At 34.6% G+C, this 20,481-nt stretch carries 34 protein-coding genes and 2 tRNA genes; 35 read left to right on the top strand and 1 reads right to left on the bottom strand.

From position 1 onward, the window contains the following. Positions 1 to 233: 233 nt before the first annotated feature. Positions 234 to 728 carry a hypothetical protein gene (locus INQ25_RS02545; protein ID WP_010962761.1) on the bottom strand — a complete coding sequence of 165 codons (495 nt, stop codon included), beginning with the start codon at positions 726 to 728 and terminating at the stop codon, positions 234 to 236. A 205-nt stretch (positions 729 to 933) separates the two neighbouring features. Between INQ25_RS02545 and carA the strand changes: the two genes are divergently transcribed. The 35 genes from carA (at position 934) to ribB (ending at position 20,423) form a co-directional block, all read left to right on the top strand. Next, the gene (gene carA, locus INQ25_RS02540; RefSeq protein WP_213862996.1) at positions 934 to 2,025 is read left to right on the top strand and encodes a glutamine-hydrolyzing carbamoyl-phosphate synthase small subunit; all 1,092 of its coding nucleotides are present in this window, start codon (positions 934 to 936) and stop codon (positions 2,023 to 2,025) included. A gap of 115 nt (positions 2,026 to 2,140) precedes the next feature. After that, positions 2,141 to 2,223 (top strand) — tRNA-Tyr (locus tag INQ25_RS02535). Between the two features lie 4 nt (positions 2,224 to 2,227). Beyond that, a tRNA-Gly gene (locus INQ25_RS02530) sits at positions 2,228 to 2,298 on the top strand. A gap of 78 nt (positions 2,299 to 2,376) precedes the next feature. Next, positions 2,377 to 3,549 (top strand): elongation factor Tu, encoded by a 1,173-nt coding sequence (tuf, locus tag INQ25_RS02525; protein WP_010962309.1) that lies wholly within the window; start codon positions 2,377 to 2,379, stop codon positions 3,547 to 3,549. Positions 3,550 to 3,563: 14 nt separating this feature from the next. Further along, positions 3,564 to 3,884, top strand: coding sequence for a 30S ribosomal protein S10 (gene rpsJ / locus INQ25_RS02520; RefSeq protein WP_012673184.1), 321 nt, complete (start codon positions 3,564 to 3,566; stop codon positions 3,882 to 3,884). A gap of 9 nt (positions 3,885 to 3,893) precedes the next feature. Next, positions 3,894 to 4,616 (top strand): 50S ribosomal protein L3, encoded by a 723-nt coding sequence (gene rplC, locus INQ25_RS02515; RefSeq protein WP_006279218.1) that lies wholly within the window; start codon positions 3,894 to 3,896, stop codon positions 4,614 to 4,616. A 2-nt stretch (positions 4,617 to 4,618) separates the two neighbouring features. Beyond that, on the top strand, positions 4,619 to 5,233 hold the full coding sequence (gene rplD, locus INQ25_RS02510) for a 50S ribosomal protein L4 (protein WP_012673183.1): 615 nt from the start codon (positions 4,619 to 4,621) through the stop codon (positions 5,231 to 5,233). Beyond that, positions 5,230 to 5,517, top strand: a complete 288-nt coding sequence (locus INQ25_RS02505) for a 50S ribosomal protein L23 (RefSeq protein WP_015589144.1) — start codon at positions 5,230 to 5,232, stop codon at positions 5,515 to 5,517. The genes rplD and INQ25_RS02505 overlap by 4 nt, the downstream gene beginning before the upstream one ends. A gap of 1 nt (position 5,518) precedes the next feature. After that, positions 5,519 to 6,343 carry a 50S ribosomal protein L2 gene (gene rplB / locus INQ25_RS02500; RefSeq protein ID WP_015589143.1) on the top strand — a complete coding sequence of 275 codons (825 nt, stop codon included), beginning with the start codon at positions 5,519 to 5,521 and terminating at the stop codon, positions 6,341 to 6,343. Between the two features lie 3 nt (positions 6,344 to 6,346). Continuing rightward, on the top strand, positions 6,347 to 6,631 hold the full coding sequence (gene rpsS / locus INQ25_RS02495) for a 30S ribosomal protein S19 (protein ID WP_006279181.1): 285 nt from the start codon (positions 6,347 to 6,349) through the stop codon (positions 6,629 to 6,631). Between the two features lie 5 nt (positions 6,632 to 6,636). Beyond that, positions 6,637 to 6,984, top strand: a complete 348-nt coding sequence (gene rplV / locus INQ25_RS02490; protein WP_007549821.1) for a 50S ribosomal protein L22 — start codon at positions 6,637 to 6,639, stop codon at positions 6,982 to 6,984. Positions 6,985 to 7,023: 39 nt separating this feature from the next. After that, positions 7,024 to 7,638, top strand: coding sequence for a 30S ribosomal protein S3 (gene rpsC, locus INQ25_RS02485; RefSeq protein WP_010962753.1), 615 nt, complete (start codon positions 7,024 to 7,026; stop codon positions 7,636 to 7,638). 14 nt (positions 7,639 to 7,652) lie between these two features. Then, positions 7,653 to 8,066, top strand: a complete 414-nt coding sequence (rplP, locus tag INQ25_RS02480; protein WP_010962752.1) for a 50S ribosomal protein L16 — start codon at positions 7,653 to 7,655, stop codon at positions 8,064 to 8,066. Between the two features lie 11 nt (positions 8,067 to 8,077). Further along, entirely contained in the window at positions 8,078 to 8,281 is a 204-nt protein-coding gene (rpmC, locus tag INQ25_RS02475; protein ID WP_006279350.1) for a 50S ribosomal protein L29, read from the top strand. Further along, positions 8,274 to 8,510, top strand: coding sequence for a 30S ribosomal protein S17 (rpsQ, locus tag INQ25_RS02470; protein ID WP_007549925.1), 237 nt, complete (start codon positions 8,274 to 8,276; stop codon positions 8,508 to 8,510). The genes rpmC and rpsQ overlap by 8 nt, the downstream gene beginning before the upstream one ends. Positions 8,511 to 8,523: 13 nt before the next feature. Further along, positions 8,524 to 8,883 (top strand): 50S ribosomal protein L14, encoded by a 360-nt coding sequence (rplN, locus tag INQ25_RS02465; RefSeq protein WP_006279348.1) that lies wholly within the window; start codon positions 8,524 to 8,526, stop codon positions 8,881 to 8,883. Beyond that, a complete protein-coding gene (gene rplX / locus INQ25_RS02460; protein WP_006279347.1) occupies positions 8,883 to 9,200 on the top strand; it encodes a 50S ribosomal protein L24 in 318 nt (105 codons plus the stop codon). The genes rplN and rplX overlap by 1 nt, the downstream gene beginning before the upstream one ends. A gap of 6 nt (positions 9,201 to 9,206) precedes the next feature. Beyond that, a complete protein-coding gene (gene rplE, locus INQ25_RS02455) occupies positions 9,207 to 9,740 on the top strand; it encodes a 50S ribosomal protein L5 (protein ID WP_010962750.1) in 534 nt (177 codons plus the stop codon). A 16-nt stretch (positions 9,741 to 9,756) separates the two neighbouring features. Beyond that, on the top strand, positions 9,757 to 10,065 hold the full coding sequence (gene rpsN, locus INQ25_RS02450) for a 30S ribosomal protein S14 (protein WP_006279345.1): 309 nt from the start codon (positions 9,757 to 9,759) through the stop codon (positions 10,063 to 10,065). A gap of 21 nt (positions 10,066 to 10,086) precedes the next feature. Then, entirely contained in the window at positions 10,087 to 10,482 is a 396-nt protein-coding gene (gene rpsH / locus INQ25_RS02445; RefSeq protein WP_007551150.1) for a 30S ribosomal protein S8, read from the top strand. A gap of 16 nt (positions 10,483 to 10,498) precedes the next feature. After that, positions 10,499 to 11,044: a 50S ribosomal protein L6 gene (rplF, locus tag INQ25_RS02440; protein ID WP_007551152.1), complete on the top strand. Its 546-nt coding sequence runs from the start codon at positions 10,499 to 10,501 to the stop codon at positions 11,042 to 11,044. A 5-nt stretch (positions 11,045 to 11,049) separates the two neighbouring features. Next, positions 11,050 to 11,421 carry a 50S ribosomal protein L18 gene (gene rplR / locus INQ25_RS02435; protein WP_006279867.1) on the top strand — a complete coding sequence of 124 codons (372 nt, stop codon included), beginning with the start codon at positions 11,050 to 11,052 and terminating at the stop codon, positions 11,419 to 11,421. Between the two features lie 12 nt (positions 11,422 to 11,433). Further along, a complete protein-coding gene (rpsE, locus tag INQ25_RS02430) occupies positions 11,434 to 11,946 on the top strand; it encodes a 30S ribosomal protein S5 (RefSeq protein WP_010962748.1) in 513 nt (170 codons plus the stop codon). Between the two features lie 3 nt (positions 11,947 to 11,949). Then, entirely contained in the window at positions 11,950 to 12,420 is a 471-nt protein-coding gene (gene rplO / locus INQ25_RS02425) for a 50S ribosomal protein L15 (RefSeq protein WP_213862995.1), read from the top strand. A 3-nt stretch (positions 12,421 to 12,423) separates the two neighbouring features. After that, on the top strand, positions 12,424 to 13,752 hold the full coding sequence (gene secY, locus INQ25_RS02420; protein WP_010962747.1) for a preprotein translocase subunit SecY: 1,329 nt from the start codon (positions 12,424 to 12,426) through the stop codon (positions 13,750 to 13,752). Further along, positions 13,749 to 14,390 (top strand): adenylate kinase family protein, encoded by a 642-nt coding sequence (locus INQ25_RS02415; protein WP_007550178.1) that lies wholly within the window; start codon positions 13,749 to 13,751, stop codon positions 14,388 to 14,390. Before secY ends, INQ25_RS02415 begins: the two co-directional genes overlap by 4 nt. A gap of 59 nt (positions 14,391 to 14,449) precedes the next feature. Next, on the top strand, positions 14,450 to 14,818 hold the full coding sequence (gene rpsM, locus INQ25_RS02410; RefSeq protein WP_010962745.1) for a 30S ribosomal protein S13: 369 nt from the start codon (positions 14,450 to 14,452) through the stop codon (positions 14,816 to 14,818). Between the two features lie 24 nt (positions 14,819 to 14,842). Beyond that, a complete protein-coding gene (gene rpsK / locus INQ25_RS02405) occupies positions 14,843 to 15,229 on the top strand; it encodes a 30S ribosomal protein S11 (RefSeq protein WP_015589137.1) in 387 nt (128 codons plus the stop codon). A gap of 21 nt (positions 15,230 to 15,250) precedes the next feature. After that, positions 15,251 to 16,318 carry a DNA-directed RNA polymerase subunit alpha gene (locus tag INQ25_RS02400; protein ID WP_012673178.1) on the top strand — a complete coding sequence of 356 codons (1,068 nt, stop codon included), beginning with the start codon at positions 15,251 to 15,253 and terminating at the stop codon, positions 16,316 to 16,318. A gap of 7 nt (positions 16,319 to 16,325) precedes the next feature. Further along, on the top strand, positions 16,326 to 16,754 hold the full coding sequence (rplQ, locus tag INQ25_RS02395) for a 50S ribosomal protein L17 (RefSeq protein ID WP_007550873.1): 429 nt from the start codon (positions 16,326 to 16,328) through the stop codon (positions 16,752 to 16,754). A 23-nt stretch (positions 16,755 to 16,777) separates the two neighbouring features. After that, positions 16,778 to 17,128, top strand: coding sequence for a YraN family protein (locus INQ25_RS02390; RefSeq protein WP_012673177.1), 351 nt, complete (start codon positions 16,778 to 16,780; stop codon positions 17,126 to 17,128). 41 nt (positions 17,129 to 17,169) lie between these two features. Next, a complete protein-coding gene (gene atpH / locus INQ25_RS02385) occupies positions 17,170 to 17,730 on the top strand; it encodes an ATP synthase F1 subunit delta (protein ID WP_010962742.1) in 561 nt (186 codons plus the stop codon). Beyond that, a complete protein-coding gene (gene atpA / locus INQ25_RS02380) occupies positions 17,727 to 19,268 on the top strand; it encodes a F0F1 ATP synthase subunit alpha (RefSeq protein WP_012673176.1) in 1,542 nt (513 codons plus the stop codon). The genes atpH and atpA overlap by 4 nt, the downstream gene beginning before the upstream one ends. Positions 19,269 to 19,277: 9 nt before the next feature. Next, positions 19,278 to 19,772, top strand: coding sequence for a transcription elongation factor GreA (gene greA, locus INQ25_RS02375; RefSeq protein WP_007549342.1), 495 nt, complete (start codon positions 19,278 to 19,280; stop codon positions 19,770 to 19,772). Positions 19,773 to 19,778: 6 nt separating this feature from the next. Then, positions 19,779 to 20,423 carry a 3,4-dihydroxy-2-butanone-4-phosphate synthase gene (ribB, locus tag INQ25_RS02370; protein ID WP_007549343.1) on the top strand — a complete coding sequence of 215 codons (645 nt, stop codon included), beginning with the start codon at positions 19,779 to 19,781 and terminating at the stop codon, positions 20,421 to 20,423. Positions 20,424 to 20,481: the final 58 nt, after the last annotated feature.

The raw sequence follows: 20,481 nt of genomic DNA, 5'->3' as shown, positions 1-20,481 counted from the left end.
ATACTCACCAATTTAATCTCTAATCAAAATTCCTGGATCCCAGTGTCTGGGCACTGGGATGACATCCTCCCTAGTGGATTCAAATCACAATATTCGTATAGTAAGCACTGACCACTTTTGCTTCAATATTTGCGATGCCCCTGAACAGATACAATTATTCTATTATCAGGAGGATGCCATTAATCGCTTTATATAATGCTACTTGTAACACTTATGCCCTGAACGGAGACAGTTTAGGCTGTTATGCCTGGCGGCTTTGTTGGAATAAGTTTTTCAACACTGCTAACAATAAAATTGATTGTATCGTCAGCTACCTTATCGAATTTATCATTTATCTCTTTTCCTATTTCTTGATTTTTAACATATTCGTGTAGAGCTAAAGCAGTTATAGCTGCACATGCTGCAATTAAGCCAGTTTGTGCTATAATGAATAGTGATAATCCTCCTACGAATATAGATGTTAATCCAATAGCCAGGTTTATAATTTTACTTTGTGTTGTTTGTTGCGTCGCTTGGCTTTGATCTGCCTGTTTATCCTCTAAAGCATTCGATATTGTTTTTAAGGCAACTTTTATCGCTATTGCTGCAACTGAAACCATAATTAGCCCTATAGCTATTTTTGCTAAAAGAAGAATCGACGGTAGCATCATTACAAATAATAGCGCGCCAATTCCTCCAGCTAACCACTTCTCATTTATTTTTTTTGATTGATTTGTACCAGTGTTCATTATTACCCTCCACTTTACTTATGATTTACCTATATCTAATACGAAATATGAAGGTAGTCAACTATATATTTTATATGAAAGATTGTATTAAAAGTTTTTCATGTTATTTTTTGCTGCTTCGTGGTTAAATTTGGAATTTTAGAAAGAGTTACGTATTATTTGAAATTCTTGTATACTGTTTTGAATCAGTTAAATAGATAATGAAGTGCAGGACGCAGTTTTAATTTTACAAGATGGCAAGTGCTTTTGGGGAAAATCAGTAGGTAAAAAAGGCAAGTGCATAGGCGAGGTTTGTTTTACCACTGGTATGACCGGTTATCAGCATACTATAACTGATCCTTCTTTTGCCGATCAAATTATAACGTTCACTTTTCCTCATATTGGTAACATTGGAATAAATCATAAAGATAATGAAGGAAAGAAAATTTTTGCAAGTGGTGTGGTTATGCGTGAACTTTCTTCTATGTCCCACCCTTCTTCATATATCAGTTTAAATGATTGGTTAGAGAAAAATAACGTGATTGGGATATCAGGAGTTGATACTAGAGCTTTAACAAGACATTTGAGAGAACATGGATCTCAAAATGGAATGATATGCTCATCGAGTAAGGCGCATGCATTAGACAAATTGAAGGAATACAAACCTGTAAATGGGATAGAAATAACCAATAAAGTTAGCTTGCATAGTAATTTTAAAAGAGACCTTAATGCAAAATATAGGGTTGTAATCGTTGATTTTGGCGTAAAAATCAGTATAGTTTCACGCTTAATAGAACTTGGTTGTACAGTTGAATTAATCAGACCAAGCACAGGTTTTGCTCAAAAAGTGTTGAGTATGAATCCAGATGGTATAGTGCTTTCAAATGGTCCTGGTGATCCGCAAGAAATAGGAGAAAGTGTAGTTTCAGAAATAGACATTATTATAAAATCTAAAATACCAATTTTTGGCATATGCATGGGCCATCAATTACTTGCGATTACTTTGGGGGCAAAGACCATTAAAATGGATATTGGTCACCGAGGGAGTAACCATCCAGTTTATGATGTAATTAGTGGAAAAGTTGAGATCACTAGCCAAAATCATGGTTTCGTTGTTGATTCAGCTTCTCTTCCAAGTAATGTTGAAATTACTCACATTTCTCTATTTGATAATAGTGTAGAGGGAATAATGATGAAGGATTACCCAGTCTTTTCTGTGCAATACCATCCAGAAGAAGCGCCAGGCACGCATGATTCGCATTATTTGTTTAGACGTTTTATTAGCAATATTGTGTTATATAAAATGAAATCTGCATGATTTTAATTAGGGTAGGTTTTATTGCTTGATTTTTTAATTTTAGGTGTTTAGTATTTAAATACAATAAAAGCTTGAGTTAAGGTACTAAAATAGCGTTCTCTTAACAAATTTTTGTGGAGGAGTGACCGAGTGGTTAAAGGTAACAGACTGTAAATCTGTCCGCGTGAGCGTACGTAGGTTCGAATCCTACCTCCTCCATTGTGCGGGTATAGCTCAATGGTAGAGCTCTAGCCTTCCAAGCTAGTGACGTGGGTTCGATTCCCACTATCCGCTCTTTTTTTTGTTGTATTTTTATAAAATCAACATATTATTTATTGATGTATTTGTATTTTAGGTAGAAAAGTTTAAATTATGACAGCAGTAGTGGAAGCATTTGGAAAGCCACATGTAAATGTGGGAACAATAGGACATGTGGATCATGGGAAGACGACGTTAACAGCGGCGATAACGAAGCATTATGGAAATTTTGTAGCGTACGATCAGATAGACAAAGCGCCAGAAGAAAGGAAGAGGGGGATAACGATAGCAACAGCGCATGTTGAGTATCAGACAGAGAAAAGGCATTATGCACACGTTGATTGTCCTGGACACGCTGACTATGTAAAGAACATGATAGTAGGTGCAGCACAGATGGATGCGGCGATATTGGTAGTGTCGGGGGTTGATGGGCCAATGCCACAAACGAGAGAGCATATATTGCTGGCGAAGCAGGTAGGTGTTGGATATATCGTGGTGTATATAAATAAAGCTGATGTTGCTGATGCTGATATGATAGATTTAGTAGAAATGGAAGTAAGGGAATTACTGAGTAAATACGGATTTCCAGGGGATGAAGTGCCTGTGGTGGTTGGTTCAGCGCTCAAGGCGCTGGAGGATGACAGCAGCGAATATGGAAAGAAATCAATAGATAAATTGATGGAAAAGTTAGATGAATATGTAGCGGTTCCACCAAGGCCTGTGGATTTACCATTTTTATTGCCAATCGAAGATGTATTTTCGATATCGGGGCGAGGAACAGTGGTAACAGGAAGAATAGAGAAGGGAGAGATAAAGACGGGAGAAGAGATAGAGATAATAGGTCTGAAAGCGACGCAAAAGACGATATGCACAGGTGTTGAGATGTTTAAGAAGTTGCTGGATAAGGGAAGTGCAGGACTCAATGTAGGAATATTGTTAAGAGGAACAAAAAGAGAAGAAGTGGAGAGAGGGCAAGTATTAGCGAAACCGGGGACGATAACACCGCATAGAAAGTTTAAGGCGGAGGTTTATATATTAAAGAAAGAGGAAGGAGGAAGGCATACACCATTTTTTGCGAATTACCAGCCACAGTTTTATTTAAGGACAACGGATGTAACTGGGAGCATAAAATTGCTAGATGGGAAGGAGATGGTAATGCCAGGAGATAATGTGAGTGTAGAAGTAGAATTGCAAGTACCGATAGCAATGGATAAGGGATTGCGTTTTGCGATAAGAGAAGGCGGTAGAACTGTTGGTTCTGGTGTTGTTTCTGAAATTTTGGAGTGAGTGTAGTAACTAAGATGAAGCAAGATATATATATTAACATTAAGGCTTTCGATTGTTCTTTATTGGAGGAGTGTGTTCGAAAATTTGTTGATGAATTAAAGCGGTCCAGTGCAAAATTATCTGGTCCGATTGCGTTGCCAAGGAAAGATTCTAAATTTATTGTTAATAGATCTCCTCACGTTGATAAAAAATCTCGTGAACAGTTTGAAATGAGAACTTCTAGGCGTTTGATTGTTTTACATGATCTTACTCCTACTATGATGCAGATGCTTACAGGTTTATCTTTTTCTGCTGGGGTAGAAGTGGATTTAAAAGTCAAGGAAGTTAAGGTTTAGGAGAAGGAAATGAAGAGAATAAATTCGCTGAGGAGAATTGGTTTACTAATGATGAATATTGGTCATACTGCTATGTATTCTGACAATAGTCGCATGGCTGTAACTTTATTGCATCTCAGCGAAACTTATATTATTGATATAAAAGGACAAGATAAATGTGGCTATAATTCAGTCATTTTAGGCACAGGAGATTTTAAAAATATAGCAAAACCTCAGTTGGAATATTTAAAGAAAAAGGGTATAAATAATAAATGTAAGTTATACGAAAGTAGATTAAATGACCTGTCGGGAATAGAATGTGGTAAAAAAGTGGGAATCAATCATTTTGTGGTTGGTCAATATCTTGATATTACGGGTTATTCTATAGGTAAAGGATTTGCTGGTGTGATGAAGCGGCATAATTTCAGTGGGCTTAGGGCATCTCATGGTGTTTCTATTGCTCACAGATCACAAGGTTCCACTGGCCAATGTCAGGATCCTGGTAGAGTATTCAAAGGAAAGAAAATGGCTGGTCATTTAGGTAACAGCAGGATAACTGCACAAAATATGAAGATATTATCCATTGATCATGAAAATAGTATAATTGCTGTGAAGGGTAATAATGTTCCTGGGTTTAAAAATTCCTATGTTTTTGTAAGAGATGCAGTTAAAAAATCTTTACATAAAGATGTTCCTTTTCCGGTAGGTTTACTGTTAGATGTAAATGATGATGCTAGTAATTTGGTAAGTTAGTTATGGAATGTAATTTAGTTAATCTATCTAATGATAATGTGGGTACTGCTCAGCTCAATCCTTTGATATTTTCTGCTAAGCAAAAATTGAGTATTTTGCATGATATAGTGAGATGGCAATTAGCGAAGAGAAGAGCTGGTACTCATAAAACAAAAGGTATTAGTGATGTCTCTGGTACAACAGCTAAACCTTATGGTCAAAAACGTACCGGTAGGGCAAGACAAGGGAGCTTGCGATCTCCTCAATTTAGAGGTGGTGGGATTATTTTCGGCCCTGTTGTGAGGAGTCATACTTATTCTCTTAATAAGAAGGTACGCAAATTTGGTTTAAAAATTGCTTTATCTCTAAAGTATTTAAATAATCAAGTAATTATTCTGGATAATTTAAATATTGATGTGAAGAAAACGTCTGAAATGTGTAAATGTATTAAAAATTTTAAATTTTCTTCCTTTTTGATAGTTGGTGATTATGGAGATGATTTGTTGCGTGCGGCTAAAAACTTGCACTATGTAGACTTAATCAAACCTATTGGGTTAAATGTTTTTGATATATTGAATCACGAATGCGTGATGTTGACAAAGGATACTTTAAAGCATCTTGAAGGTAGATTGTTATGATCAAATATAATAATATAATAAAATCTCCTATAATTACAGAAAAGGCCTCTTTTTTGAGGGAGAAGTTTAATAAATATTCTTTGTATGTTTTTGTAAATGTAAATAAGCGTCAAATAAAGTTGGCAATAGAGTCTCTATTTGATGTTAAAATTTCTTCTATAAATGTTGTTAGAATTAAGCCTAAATATAGGCGTTTTAGGGGTGTGATTGGTTGTGAAAAACAGAAAAAGAAAGTTTATTTTTCTTTGATGGATGGTCAAAAATTAGATATAATGAGCGTTTAGTATGGGTATGAAATTTTTTAATCCTGTTACTCCGTCTTCTCGTGGGACTGTGTTAGTAAGTAAAGTTGGTTTATCAAAAGATGAGCCAGAAAAGTCTCTTACATCCGGTAAAAAGTCCAGTGGTGGAAGAAATAATCATGGTAGAATTACAACTCGTCATAGGGGTGGTGGTCACAAAAAGAAGTATAGAGTGATAGATTTTAAGCGTAATAGAAGTGGTCAAGGTATAGTTGAAAAAATAGAGTATGACCCAAATAGAAGTGGGTTTTTGGCGTTAATATCATATAAGGAAGATGATATTAAGTCTTATATATTAGCTCCTCAAGGTATGAAGCCAGGTGATGTTGTTACAGCTGGGAATGATGCTGATATTTTGCCAGGGAATTGTTTACTACTCAAGCATATACCTGTTGGTTCTTTCGTTCATAATGTTGAGCTGAAGCCAGGTAATGGTGCTGCGATTGCTAGAGCTGCTGGTTGTTATGCACAAATCGTTGGTCGTGATGGCCAATATGTTTTATTACGACTCAGGTCTGGTCAAATTAGGTTGATTTTATCTTCTTGCAAGGCTACTATTGGTGTAGTATCTAACCCTGACCATAAGAATAGAAAGTTGGGTAAAGCTGGGAGAAGTAGGTGGCTTGGGATTAGACCTACTGTACGTGGAGTTGCAATGAATCCGGTTGACCATCCTCATGGAGGCGGGGAAGGAAAAACCTCTGGTGGTCGTCATCCTGTTACTCCTTGGGGTGTTGCAACAAAAGGAAAGAAAACTCGAAGGAGAAATAAATCTAGTGATAAGTATATAAAACAATTGAAAGGTTAGTTTATGAGTAGATCTGCATGGAAGCCTCCTTTTTGTCATCCTTCTATATTAAAGTCGGTGAATAATGCTTTAAACAAGGGGTTTGTTAACATGGCTATAAAAGTTCATTCCAGGGCTTCTGTAATTCTTCCTAATTGTTTAGGTTTAAAGTTTGCTGTTTATAATGGTAAGGATTACATTCCTGTGAATGTTAATGATCAGAATATGATAGGTCATAAGTTTGGTGAGTTTTCACCCACTCGTAAATTTACTGGGCATAGTGGTGATAAAAAGGCGACAAGAAGGTAATTGATATGAAAAACAGAGATGTAATAGTTAAAGCTGGTTCTAGGGTTTTAAAATCAACTCCTCGTAAATTGAATTTGGTTGCTGGTTTAGTACGTAATAAAAAAGTTTCTTTTGCCACTGTGCAATTAAGATTTTGTGAAAAGAAAGCTGCAGGTCTTATAAGGAAGGTATTAAATTCTGCGATTGCTAATGCTCAAAATTATGGATTGGATATCGATAATTTATATATAAAAGAAATTTTAATAGGTAAGTCTCTTACTTTGCGTAGGGTATGTCCAAAAGCTATGGGTAGAGCTAATAGAGTTAGTAAACGTTATAGTAATATAACTGTAAAATTGGGGGAAATTATATGATTCATAAAAATAGAAAATTAATAAGGAAAGTGCAAAAATATGGGAAACGTTAATCCTAAAGGATTTAGGTTAAAAATAATTAATACTTGGTCATCTATTTGGTATGCTGAGAAGGGTTATAAACAAGGGTTGCATCAAGATTTATCTATTCGCAGTTATATAAATGAATCTTTTAAGCATGCTGGTGTTTCTAAAGTAATTATAGAGCGTACGATCGATTTGGTATCTGTAATAATACATTCTTCTAGACCTGGAGTGATAATAGGTAAGAAAGGCTCGGATATTGAGAAGATAAAGCAAAAGATAGCTGAAAAAGTAAAAAATAATGTGGAAGTGAATGTAGTAGGGGTTAAAAGGTCTGAAATAGATGCAGTTTTAATATCAAACAGCATTGCACAGCAGTTAGAAAAAAGGGTTTCATTTAGAAGAGCGATGAAAAAAGCTATTCAAAGTTGTTTGAGGATGGGTGCTAGAGGTATTAAAGTAAGTTGTTCTGGGCGCCTTGGCGGAGCTGAGATAGCTCGTACTGAGTGGTATAAAGAAGGCCGTTTGCCTTTGCATACTTTACGTGCTAATATAGATTATGCTTTTGCTGAAGCAAAAACTATATATGGCATCATAGGAGTTAAGGTCTGGGTTTATATTGGTAACTAATTAGGTATATTGAAATGTTTATTCCTAAAAAAAGTAAATATAAAAAAGTATTTAAAGGACGAATTAAGGGTAACACGAAAGGTGGTAGCACATTATCTTTTGGAGATTATGGTCTAAAGGCTATGGAAGCAGGTAGGATTCAATCTAAGCATATTGAAACTGCAAGGCGTGTAATATCTAGAACATTAAAACGCTCTGGTAAAGTGTGGATAAGAATTTTTCCTGATACCCCTGTTAGTAAAAAGCCGGCGGATGTGCGTATGGGTAAAGGGAAAGGTAGTGTTGAGTTTTGGGTATTTAAAGCTAAGCCCGGTAGAATGTTGTTTGAAATTAGCAGTGATGTTCCCATGCATTTAGCAAGATTGGCGCTTGAAAAGGCAACTGCTAAGCTTCCTATGAAGTGTAAATTTGTATCTAATCATAATTAAATGGAGTTGCAATGGATATAGCTGACATTGAATCGAGGTCCTCGCAAGAATTGCATGAAATTCTTGTGAATTTGAGAAAAGAGTTTGTTAATTTGGTTTTTCAAAAGAAGCTGGGCCAGTGCAACAATATTTCGCGTTTTAGCTTAATAAGAAAGAGCATAGCTCGTATTTTAACTACATTAAATAAAAGAAGAAGAGAGGAAAAGAATGCCTAAAAAGGTTTTTTGTGGTACTGTAACTAAGGCTAAGTGTGATAAGACTGTAAAGGTTTCGGTATTACAAGTGTATAAGGATGAGCTGTATAAAAAGGTTATAAAAAAATACAAGAAGTATACAGCACATGATGAGAATAATAGTTGTAAAGAAGGGGACAAGGTTTTAATACAAGAACACAAGCCTATTTCTACTACTAAAAAATGGGTTATTGTTAATAGCTCACATTGAATAGGATATTTATATGATTCAAAAAAATACATTGTTGGAAGTAGCTGATAATTCTGGCGCGCGTGCAGTGCTTTGTATTGGTTTATTGGGTGGTAGAAAGTCTGCATCTATAGGTGACACAGTTATTGTATCTACTAAATCTATTACTCCAAGAGGGAAAGTTGAGAAGGGAAAAGTATATAGAGCAGTTGTGGTGAGGGTGAAAAGCCCTATTAGAAAATCTGATGGTTCTGTAATTCGTTTTTCTAGCAATGCTGTAGTTTTGATTAACGATCAAGGTGAACCACTTGGCACTCGGGTGTTTGGTCCGGTAAAAAAGTTATCATCTGGTTCTTTTATGAAGATAATGTCATTAGCTGTTGAGGTTTTATAATGAGTGCTAAAATAAAAAGTGGTGACGACGTTATAGTTTTAACTGGTAAAGATAAGGGAAAAATTGGTAAGGTAATCAAAGTTATAGCACGTGATGCTAAAAAGAAAGTAATTGTTTCTGGAGTGAATGTGCATAAGAGACATACTAAACCAAAAGCTGGTAGTAGTGGTGGTATATTAAATAAAGAGTTAGCTATTGATATATCCAACGTTGCAACATTGGACCCTAAATATAAAACTCCAACTAGAGTGGGGTTTAAGGTTATAGACGGTAGAAAAGTGCGTTTTGCAAAAGTTTCTGGAGAAGTGATAGATTAGGTTGATATGTTTAAAGAATTGTATAAAGATAGCATAGTAAAGTCCTTGAAGGATAAGTTTAATTACGGCAATATAATGCAAGTGCCTAAACTTGTCAAGGTGTGTATCAATATGGGCGTTGGAGATGCTGCTACAGATAGTAAAGCAATAAATGAACCACTTGATAGCCTATATTTGATTGCTGGGCAGAAGCCTTTATCAACTTTTGCAAAAAAATCTATTTCTGGCTTCAAGATCAGAAAAGGTGCTACAGTAGGTTGCAAAGTAACTTTGCGTAGAGATAAAATGTATGAGTTTTTAGAAAGATTGATATATATTGCTTTGCCAAGGGAAAAAGATTTTAGAGGATTTAGTGTGAAGCAATTTGACGGTAATGGTAATTTTTCCTTTGGTATAAAGGAACATATCTCGTTTTTAGAAATAGACTATGATAAAATAAGTAAAATTAGAGGTATGGATATTAATATTATAACAAGTGCAGTTAGTGATAAGGAAGCAAAGGAATTATTACTGGCTCTTAAATTTCCTTTTTTTGATTAATTGAGAGGAGAAATATATGGCAAAAAAATCTATGATAGAAAGAAATCTTCGCAGAATAAAGTTGTGCGATCAATATAAAGAAAAAAGAGAAAAATTGAAATCTATAATAAATAATAAGAATTTGTCTATTGTAGAAAGGTTTACAGCTCAAAATAAATTAATTAAAAAATTGCCTAGAAATTCTTCTAAAACCAAAATTAGAAATAGGTGTGCTTTAACTGGGAGACCAAGAGGAGTATATAGAAAATTTGGTTTATGTAGAATTGTTTTGCGTGATTTATGTTCTTTTGGGCAAATTCCAGGAGTTACAAAGTCTAGTTGGTAAATATAATATAAGGAGTATATTGTGGCGTTATCTGATAGTATTGGTGATTTTTTAACAAGGATACGTAATGCTCAATTGGCAATGCATAGGGCAACAAGGGTACTATTTTCTAAGATGAATTCTTCTATATTGGAGATTTTAAAAGAGGAAGGGTATATCCTTGATTATGAAAAGCAAGTTGTAGATAATTTACCTTCTTTCATTGTAAAATTGAAGTATTATGAGAAGTCACCTGTAATTAGTGACATAGTTAGGGTGTCAAAGCCTGGTTGTCGTCGTTATTCTAAGTATAAGGACATTTCTAAAGCATATAATGGTCTTGGTATTTTTATTATATCGACACCCAAAGGAGTGATGACTGATTATAATGCACATAAGTTAAAGGTTGGTGGAGAAGTTTTGTGTCGTGTGTTTTAAATAATAGGAGAAATTCATGTCTCGTATAGGTGCTGCTCCTATCAATATTCCTGCTGGTGTTTCAGTTGAATATAATAATGGTAGTATGTTAATAAAGAGTGCTAAGGCTGAAAAGGAAGTTAGCTTGATCAGGGATGTTGTGTGTCAGATTATTGATAATCAGCTATTGCTTTCTGTTGATCAAGATAAAGATAATTATGATAAAATAAAGCCTATGTGGGGCACTTATAGGAGTAATATTAATAATATCATTAACGGCATGGTTGATGGTTTTTCTGTTAATCTTGAGATTAACGGTGTGGGATATAAGGCAGAGTGTGATGGTAAGTATTTGACTTTATATCTTGGTTATAGCCATAATGTTAAATATAAAGTGCCTAAAGATGTTGAGATTAAGTGCATAAAGCCAACTCACTTAGTAGTTAGTGGTATGGATAAGCAGAAGGTCTATATGGTGGCGTCTGATATATGCAAAATTAGAAAATATGATCCTTATAAAGGTAAGGGTGTTGTAATAAAAGGCAAATTTATGCTGCGTAAGGTTGTAAGTAAAAAGAAGTAATAAAAATGAAAAGATCGTATAATTTTTTAAGTAATTCTGAAAAAAGGAAGTTACGTAATAGAGCGAAGCTTGACAAGAGCGCTGAACGTTTACGTATATCCATATTTAAATCTAATAGGCATTTTTATGTCCAGTTAATTAATGATGTAAAAGGAATAACTCTCACTTCAGCTTCTACTTTGGATGCTAAAATTAAGGATGTATGTAAAGGGAAAGTCAACGCTGAAACTATAAAACAGGTTTCTTCTTTAATGGTTGAGCGTCTGTCTGGCATGAAATTAGAGCAGCAGCTTACGTTTGATCGTGGAGCGTATAAATACACAGGATTAGTTTCTCAATTTGCTGAGGCTTTAAGAAGTTCTGGATTTGAATTTTAGAAGGTTTTGAATATGGCTATAAAGAATTTACAAAATAATAATGATTTATCAGAGCTTTTAGTTTCGGTACGAAGAGTGACAACGGTTACCAAAGGTGGTAGAAGATTTTCATTTTCAATTTTGGTTGTTGTTGGCGATGAGAAGGGTAGGGTAGGGTGTGGAATAGGTAAGCACGCAGAAGTTGCTGAAGCAAGAGTCAAAGCTGTAAATGCTGCAAAGAAATCAATGATTAGAGTGTACTTGCGTGAAGGTAGAACTTTGCATCATGATATTAAAGCTAAATTTTGTTCTGGTGAGATAGTTTTAAGAACCGCAAGAGCCGGAACAGGTATTATTGCTGGTGGAGCGATTAGATCAGTTTTTGAGGTGTTAGGTATAAAGGATGTGGTAGCTAAATCCACTAGATCAAATAATCCTCATAACGTTATATGTGCGGTGTTTAAGGCTTTTGATAGTATGTTATCTCCTCGTCAGGTAGCAAGCAAAAGAGGCAAAAAGATTAGCGAGATAGTTGGAAACAGGTAAAGTATGAATAATGCTGTAAAATTAAACTCTATATTTACTAAATTATCTAAGAAAAAGAAGCCTAAGTTGTTGGGTAGAGGTATCGGTTGTGGTAAAGGTAAAACATCCGGTAGAGGGCATAAAGGGCAGAAGGCTAGAAGTGGAGTTTCTATAAATGGTTTTGAGGGTGGACAACAGTCTATATATACTCGTTTGCCTAAAAGAGGTTTTAAGCCTATACGTAGAAGCATATACTCTATAATTAATGTTGGCGATATACAGCGCTTAATGGAAGCTAAAAAAATAGTGAAAGACTCTGTTATAGATAAGGAGAGGCTGTATAAATTAGGTTTTATAAAGTCTATTAAGGGTAAAATTAAACTTCTTAATAAAGGTAAGTTGAGCGAAAAATTTGTGTTTCATGTTGATTTTGCGTCAGAAGCTGCAAAAAAATCTGTAGCTTCAGTTGGTGGTAGTGTGGAAATACTATCGTAAGTCATGGGCAATAAATCAGCATTTAATAGCTTGGATCCTACGTTGTTATATAAAGGCGATTTATTAAAGCGTATATTTTTTACGCTAATAGCTTTAATTTGCTATCGCTTGGGTACTTATGTGCCTATTCCTGGAATTAATCTTGATGTAATTAATGATATATTTCCCAAAGATGGCTCAGGCGTTTTTGGAGTATTTAATTTATTTTCTGGTGGTGCATTGGCTAGAATGACAATTCTAGCATTGAACGTTATGCCATATATAATGGCTTCTATCATTATTCAGTTACTTTCTTCTGCGATTAAAGGAATGAAGGAAGTTAAGAATGATGGAGAGTCAGGCCGTAGAAAGATGAATTCTTATATACGCTATCTGACCATAGTAATTTGTGTATTTCAATCAATTCCAATTTTGGTTGGATTGGAAGGGATGAATAGGGAAGGGGTATTGGTTGTAATCGAACCTGGTGTTATGTTTCGTACAATAGGTGTTTTCAGCCTTTTAGGTGGAACTATGCTTTTAATATGGCTTGGTGAACGAATCAGCGCTAGCGGTATAGGCAATGGTATCTCATTAATCATTTTCACGGGTATAATATCAGAGTTACACAGCGCTTTGTCATCTTTGTTAACGTTAAATAAAAACGGTAGCGTATCGTTATTTATTATCCTTTTTGTTTTGGTATTGTTTTTTTTGCTGCTACTCTTAGTCATTTTTGTAGAGTCTTCTTATAGAAAGGTTATTGTTCAACATCCTAAAAAGCAATTTAAAAGATTACATAATGACGATTTTACTTATATTCCATTGAAGATTAATTTATCTGGTGTAGTACCAACCATTTTTGCTAATGCAATTTTATTGACACCTATTTCAATTGCAAATTTCTATAAGGGGCACGCTTTTTCTGATTTTATTTTGAATTACTTTATGGCAAATAAAGTAGTATATATTGTAGCCTATTTGGTGCTGATAGTATTTTTTAATTTTTTCTATACCAATTTTATATTTAATCCAGAGGAAAACGCAGATTTTCTTAAAAAAAATGGTGGTTTTATACCTGGTAGAAGGCCTGGGAAACATACTTCTGATTACCTTCAAGATATAGTTTTTAAGTTGACATTCATTGGCTCTGCGTATTTGGTAGTCATATGTACTGTACCTGAAGTTATGAGATATTATTATGATATACCATTTATTTTTGGTGGGACGAGCTTACTGATTATAGTGAACGTTATTACTGATACTATTATGCAAATACAATCTTATATTTTTTCAAATAGGTACGACAACTGGATAAAGAAATATGAGTCTAAAACGAGGAAAGTAAGATGATCATTACGATTTTTGGTCCTCCAGGTTCTGGTAAAGGTACTCAGTCAAGCTTGTTAATAGCAAAATATAATTTAAAATTAATTTCAGTAGGGGATTTATTAAGGAATATTATATCTAGCAGTAGTGAGTTAGGTAAAAAAATAAAGGGTACCGTGGAATCTGGTAATTTAATTCAAGATGAAATTATATGTGGATTATTACGTGACCAGCTTGCATTAGTGGATGATAATTGCTTATTAGATGGTTTTCCGAGAAATTTAAACCAGGCTCATTTTTTGACTCAAGTTTTGCAAGAAAAATATAATAGGGATGTTGACATTGTAGTTGAGCTGCAGCTTGACGATAATATTGCAATCGATAGGTTAAAAAATCGTCTCGCGTGTTTGGACTGTAAAAGCATATATAGTGTATCTTCTTTTAAGAGTACTACTTGTGCTAAATGTAAAAGTACGAGGTTAGAGAAAAGAATTGATGATGCTGATATGTCTGCAATTAATAAGAGAATAAGTGAATATCACCTTCAAATGAAAGGTTTACGCGAGTATTATAAAGGCAAATTATTAACAATTGACGCTAATTTGAGTGTTGATGAGGTAACGCAAGAGATTGAAAGTAAAATTTCTTGTAATTTGGTTTGACTCTGAGTTGTTTTATGGTATAAATTAAGAGTTGTTATTAATAAAGTATCGAGGTACCAGTGGCACGTATTGCAGGCATAAATATTCCAGTGAGGAAATGTGTTCCTTTTGCATTAACTTATATATATGGTATAGGTATTGCTACTGCGAATGTAATTTGTCACGCTTGCGAAGTTGATAAGCGCAAACGTGTTTCAGAATTACGAGATGAAGATATAGAAAAGATCAGCGGTTTCATTAGACAAAATTATGTTATAGAAGGTGAGCTCAGAAAAGAAGTGGCTATGAACATAAAATCTTTAGTGGAAATGGGATGCTATAGAGGGGTGAGACATAGAAAAGGTTTACCTGTGAGAGGGCAAAGGACTCATACTAATGCTAAGACTCGTAAAGGTAGATCTCGGTTGCCTATTGCTGGGAAAAAATAAAATTTATTATTATCGTGAGTTTTAATGAAAAAAGTCAAAACGGTTAGTAAGAGTAAGAAGGAGTTTATTACTGGTGTTGTCCATATTCGTGCAACTTTTAATAATACTTTTGTAAATGTAACTGATGTTCATGGTAATACGCTATGTCAAACTTCTGTGGGTGCATGTGGTTTTTCAGGTTCGAGAAAATCCACACCTTATGCTGCAGGTAAGGCTGCGGAGTCTGCTGCGAAGAACGCAATGGAGAGATTTGGTATGAAGGTTGTCTCTGTAATAATTCGCGGTCCTGGCTTTGGTACCGAAGCTGCGGTTAAAGCACTTCAGAGCTGTGGGTTGACTGTGACTTCAATTGCAGATAAAACCGCAATTCCTCATAATGGGTGCAGGTTAAGAAAAAAAAGAAGAGTATAGGATATTTGAAAAGGTTGTTTTATGTATTATAATAATGATGTTTCTCTCTGTAGCAATTTAGATAAATTGATTAAACCTAGTTCAGTTAAGGTAATATCAGATGATTCAAGTGAAAAAAGTGATATAGTGCTAGAACCGTTGGAAAGTGGTTTTGCTTTAACATTAGGTAATGCATTAAGACGTGTAATGTTATCTTCTCTTAAAGGTAGTGCTGTTTATGGAATAAAAATTGAAGGTGTAACTCATGAGTTCACTTCAATTCAAGGGGTGAGAGAAGACGTAACTGATATAGTATTAAATATGGGTATGTTGAGGTGTAAATTAAATGGTGCTTCTAATAAATGCTTAAATTTAAACGCTAAAGGGCCTTGCCAGGTATTAGCTGGGATGATAGAAACTGATGATCAATGCTCTATTGTTAATAAAGATTTGTTAATATGTACGCTGGGGCAAAATGTGGAGCTTAACATGACCATATATGTGGCTAGCGGAAAAGGTTATCTTCCTGTAACTAAATATAAAGAAAATGAACTTTTGAAGCTTATGAGTGAACAGGATTTAATTGGTTTTATTCCAGTTAATGCTTTGTATAGCCCTGTCAACAGGGTTTCGTACAGGGTAGAGAACAGTCGTGTTGGCCAAGTGACTGATAAGGATAAGCTGATATTGTCAATTGAAACTGATGGTACAATTTCTCCGAGTCAAGCTGTTGACTCTGCTGCAAGAATATTACAGGAGCAACTTCAGCCCTTTATTAGTTCTGATGTAAGTTATAAAAAATCGCAGGTTTCTTCGTCTAGTGGTGCTAAAGATTTGGGTTATGACCCTGTCTTATTGCGTAAGGTAGATGAAATGGAATTATCTGTCAGGTCTCATAACTGTCTGAAAAACGAAAACATCACTTATATAGGTGATCTTGTGCAAAAGACAGAAGGTGAAATGTTAAGAACTGCTAATTTTGGCAGAAAGTCTTTGAATGAGATTAAGGCAGTTTTGACTAATTTTGGCTTGTCTTTGGGTATGAATGTGCTAAACTGGCCACCTAAGGATATAGATGAGTTGGCTAAACAACATACTGATGAAGATTAGGTGATATATGAAACATGGAATAAAAAAACGTAAACTATCTCGTTGTACTGAACATAGATTATCGACGTTAAAGAATCTATCTATCTCATTAATTAACCATGAGCAGATTGTAACTACTTTACCAAAAGCTAAGGAACTTCGTCCATATGTCGAAAAGTTTATTACAATTGCTAAGAATAAGAATACTTTACATGGTAGAAGACTTTTGCTTTCACGCCTTCATAATAGTAAGTTAGCAGTTGATAAGTTATTAAACGTCTTAGCCAGCCGTTATCAAGATCGTAAAGGTGGGTATTCTAGAATAATAAAATTTAGCACTCGAAAGGGTGATTGCGCTTCAATGGCAGTGATAGAACTGGTTGATAGGGATATTGCAGCAAGAGGTAAGGTTTATAGTAAAAATAAAGAAGGAGGCAAAGTAGTTACACAAAGTTAATTGTTATCATAATTGTTCTTCTTGTGGTAAGTAGGTTACGCTACTTTGTAGGTTACTTTGGCGAGTTATTAGTTTTAGTATATTTAAAACTGAAATGGTATAATGTTATAAAACGCCGTTACCGTTGTAAGTTCGGTGAAATTGACTTAATTGTATCTAAAAAAAAGGAGCTGATTTTTATAGAAGTTAAAACAAGTTTACTTGGAAAAGAAATACCGATATCTCATCTTCAATGTCAGTCTATTATAAATTCTTCTAAGTATTTCTTAAGTAAAAACCTTAGTTTTTTAGATTATTCAGTCAGATATGATTTATATTTTCTTTCCTTAAAGAGAAGACCTGTTTATATAAAAAATGCTTGGATTGAAGAATGAAAGATTTGTAGCTGAATTAATTTAGATTTACTGGATTTAATATGAAAAAGACCCAATACAATAATTTAGTTTCATCTTACGCTAGAGTGCTATTTCATGTCTCAGGAAGCAGGTTAGGTATTATAAGGAAAGAAGTAGAATTTTTGTTGGCTTTTTTTAAGGATCAACGTGATGTTTTTGTGTACCTATCTCATCCTATGATTTCTTTTGCACACAAAAAAGAAGTGATGCTTTCTATAAATGAGCACTTGAGTGAGAATTTAGTAAAATTTATTATGGTTATATTTGCAAATAAACGCTCTAGTTTATTGATCCTTATATTAGAAAAATTCTTAAGTCTTGCAAGAGAAAATGAAAATGAATTCGAAATTACTATAAAGTCAGCAGAAACTTTAAAGGAATCTGATATAAAAATAATTACTGAATCTTTGAGCTTTCTTGGTAAAATAATAAAAGTAAGCAATGTGGTTGACCCTTCTATACTAGGTGGCTTCGTAGTTAGGTATGGTTTTAATTTGATCGATGCTTCGCTAAAAAGTTACTTGGATAGGTTAGTTGACTTAAGTAAAATGGAAATATTAAAAGTAAGGAATTTTGTATGAAGAACAGTATGAATGTTTCTGAGATAGCAAGTATAATAAGAGAAAAGGTTGAGACGTTTGATAATCCTATAAAGCGGGAAAATATAGGTGAAGTAATTTCAGTAACAGATGGTATCGCATTGGTTTATGGGCTGGAAAAAGCAAAATTCGGTGAAAAGGTATTTTTTGCAAGTGGTGTAGAAGGAATAGTTCTCGATTTAGATCATGATACGGCTGGAATAGTTGTGCTTGGTAATGACCGTGATGTGAAAGAAGGGGACGTTGTAAAATGTAGTGGTGATGTTGTGCAGGTGCCTGTAGGGCATGAATTGTTAGGGAGAGTTGTAAATGCGTTGGGCCATCCTATGGACGACGGTGGGGAAATTAGAGCCAAAAACAGAATGGATATAGAATCTAAAGCGCCAGGCATTATTGATCGTAAGTCTGTGCATGAGCCACTGCAAACAGGAATTAAAATTATAGATTTGCTAATTCCAATAGGTAGAGGGCAGCGTGAATTAATTATTGGTGATAGACAAATTGGTAAAACTACTATTGCGCTTGATACTATTATCAATCAGAAGAAGATTAACGATGAGGTAAACGAAAATCAAAAAGTTTACTGTGTTTATGTTGCTATTGGGCAAAAAATTTCAACAGTAGCAAAAGTGGTAAATAAGCTGAAAGAAAGCGGAGCATTAGAGTATACAACTGTAGTTGTGGCTAGTGCATCTGACTGCGCGCCTATGCAATTTTTAGCACCTTATGCTGGTTGCACTATTGGGGAATTTTTCCGTGACAATGGAATGCATTGTTTGATTATATATGATGATTTATCTAAGCATGCTGTGGCATATAGGCAGATGTCTTTATTGCTCAGACGTCCTCCTGGTCGTGAAGCTTACCCTGGAGATATATTCTATGTACATTCTCGCTTGCTTGAAAGAGCTGCTAAAATGTCTGATAAAAAAGGGCAGGGTTCTTTAACTGCTTTGCCAATTGTCGAAACTCAAGCTGGTGATGTATCTGCATATGTGCCAACAAATGTTATTTCAATTACCGATGGGCAGATCTTTCTTGAGTCTGAATTATTTTATAAAGGATTTCGACCTGCAGTAAATATAGGTTTGTCAGTTTCACGGGTTGGTTCTGCTGCACAACTAAAGTCTGTGAAGAAAGTTGCTGGTTCTATAAAGCTAAGCTTAGCTCAGTATAGAGAATTAGAAGATTTTGCAAAATTTGGTTCTGATCTTGATGCTAGTGTTCAATTATCCTTGAATAAGGGTAAATATCTTGTCGAGTTATTAAAGCAAAAACAACATTTACCTATGTCAATAGAAGAGCAAGTAGTGCTGATGTATATTTTTTCTAACCTATATAATCAGTTAAGTAAAATACAAATAAGTTACATTAATAAATTTGAACATGATCTTATTAATTATTTTCATACTGTACACCCTGGGGTTTTAAAAAAGTTGTCAAATGACATGAGTGATGATATAAAAGGTGATATTTTTAACATTGTGAGTAATTTCGTTACTCAATTTAATTGCGTTTAGGTGGTGATTATGGCTTCATCCATTATTAATAAATTTCCTATGACGAGGGAAGGTTTTGAGAATATGCAAGCCGAACTTGAAAAATTAAAGGAAGAAAAACCTTCTGTGATACAGGCTATTTCTGATGCTCGTGATCAAGGTGATTTGTCTGAAAACGCAGAGTATCATGCAGCACGGGAAAGGTTAGGTTTTATTGAAGGCCGTATAATGGAGATAGAAAGTAAGCTCTCACATGCGGAAGTAATAGAAGTAAAAAATTTGTCTGGTGATTCAGTAATGTTTGGTGCAACTGTGACATTAAGCATGTTAAGTGATAATAACGGTGAAGTGGAATATGTTTATAAGGTTGTAGGCGAATATGAAGCTGATGTTTCAAAGCAGTTAATATCTACTAGTTCACCACTTGGGAGTGCCTTAATCGGCAAAAAAGTCGGTGAATATGTGGAAGTGACAGTGCCAAATGGAGAGAAATTGTATAAAATAGTTAAGATTGAATTTAAGTAAATTATTATGGTACAGGCCACTTATGCTTCAATGAGTCTACCAGGTATTTCTTCTGTGGAAGATGTATTAGAGGATGCTCGTTCCGGTAAATTATTCATTTTAGTTGATGATGAAAATAGAGAAAATGAAGGCGATTTGATTGTCTTAGCTGAGAAAATAAAGCCGGAACATATGGCTTTTATGGTTAGGTACGGTACAGGGGTTGTTTGCTTAGCAATGACTAAATTTCACATGAAAAGGTTGGGCCTTAATTTCATGGAAAAGAAAAATATTGGTGAAAATCATACCGCATTTACTACATCAATTGATGCACGTTATGGCATTACAACCGGTGTTTCAGCAGAGGATAGAACGAAAACTATACATGCTGCTATCAACAAGGATGGTACTCAGGATGACATCATAACTCCAGGTCATGTTTTTCCTGTAATTGCACATAAAGGTGGGGTGGCACAACGTGCTGGTCATACTGAAGCGAGTGTTGAAATGGCGAAGTTAGTAGGGTTTGATCATTCAGCAGTTATTTGTGAATTAGTGAATGATGATGGCTCTATGATGCGCTTACCTCAGTTACTTAAATTTGCTGAACAACATAAAATTAAGTTAACTACCATCGACAAACTTATCAGTTACGTTAAAAATTTAAACTAGCGTTTATAAATTTGTATAATTTAAGTGTTAAAATATAGAATTTCTATAAATTATACAA

It is taken from the genome of Wolbachia endosymbiont of Rhagoletis cerasi (genome assembly GCF_018454475.1).
Taxonomy (GTDB): Bacteria; Pseudomonadota; Alphaproteobacteria; order Rickettsiales; family Anaplasmataceae; genus Wolbachia; species Wolbachia pipientis.
Note: the sequence above shows the minus strand (reverse complement) of the source record. Positions and strands in the feature narration are given on the sequence as shown.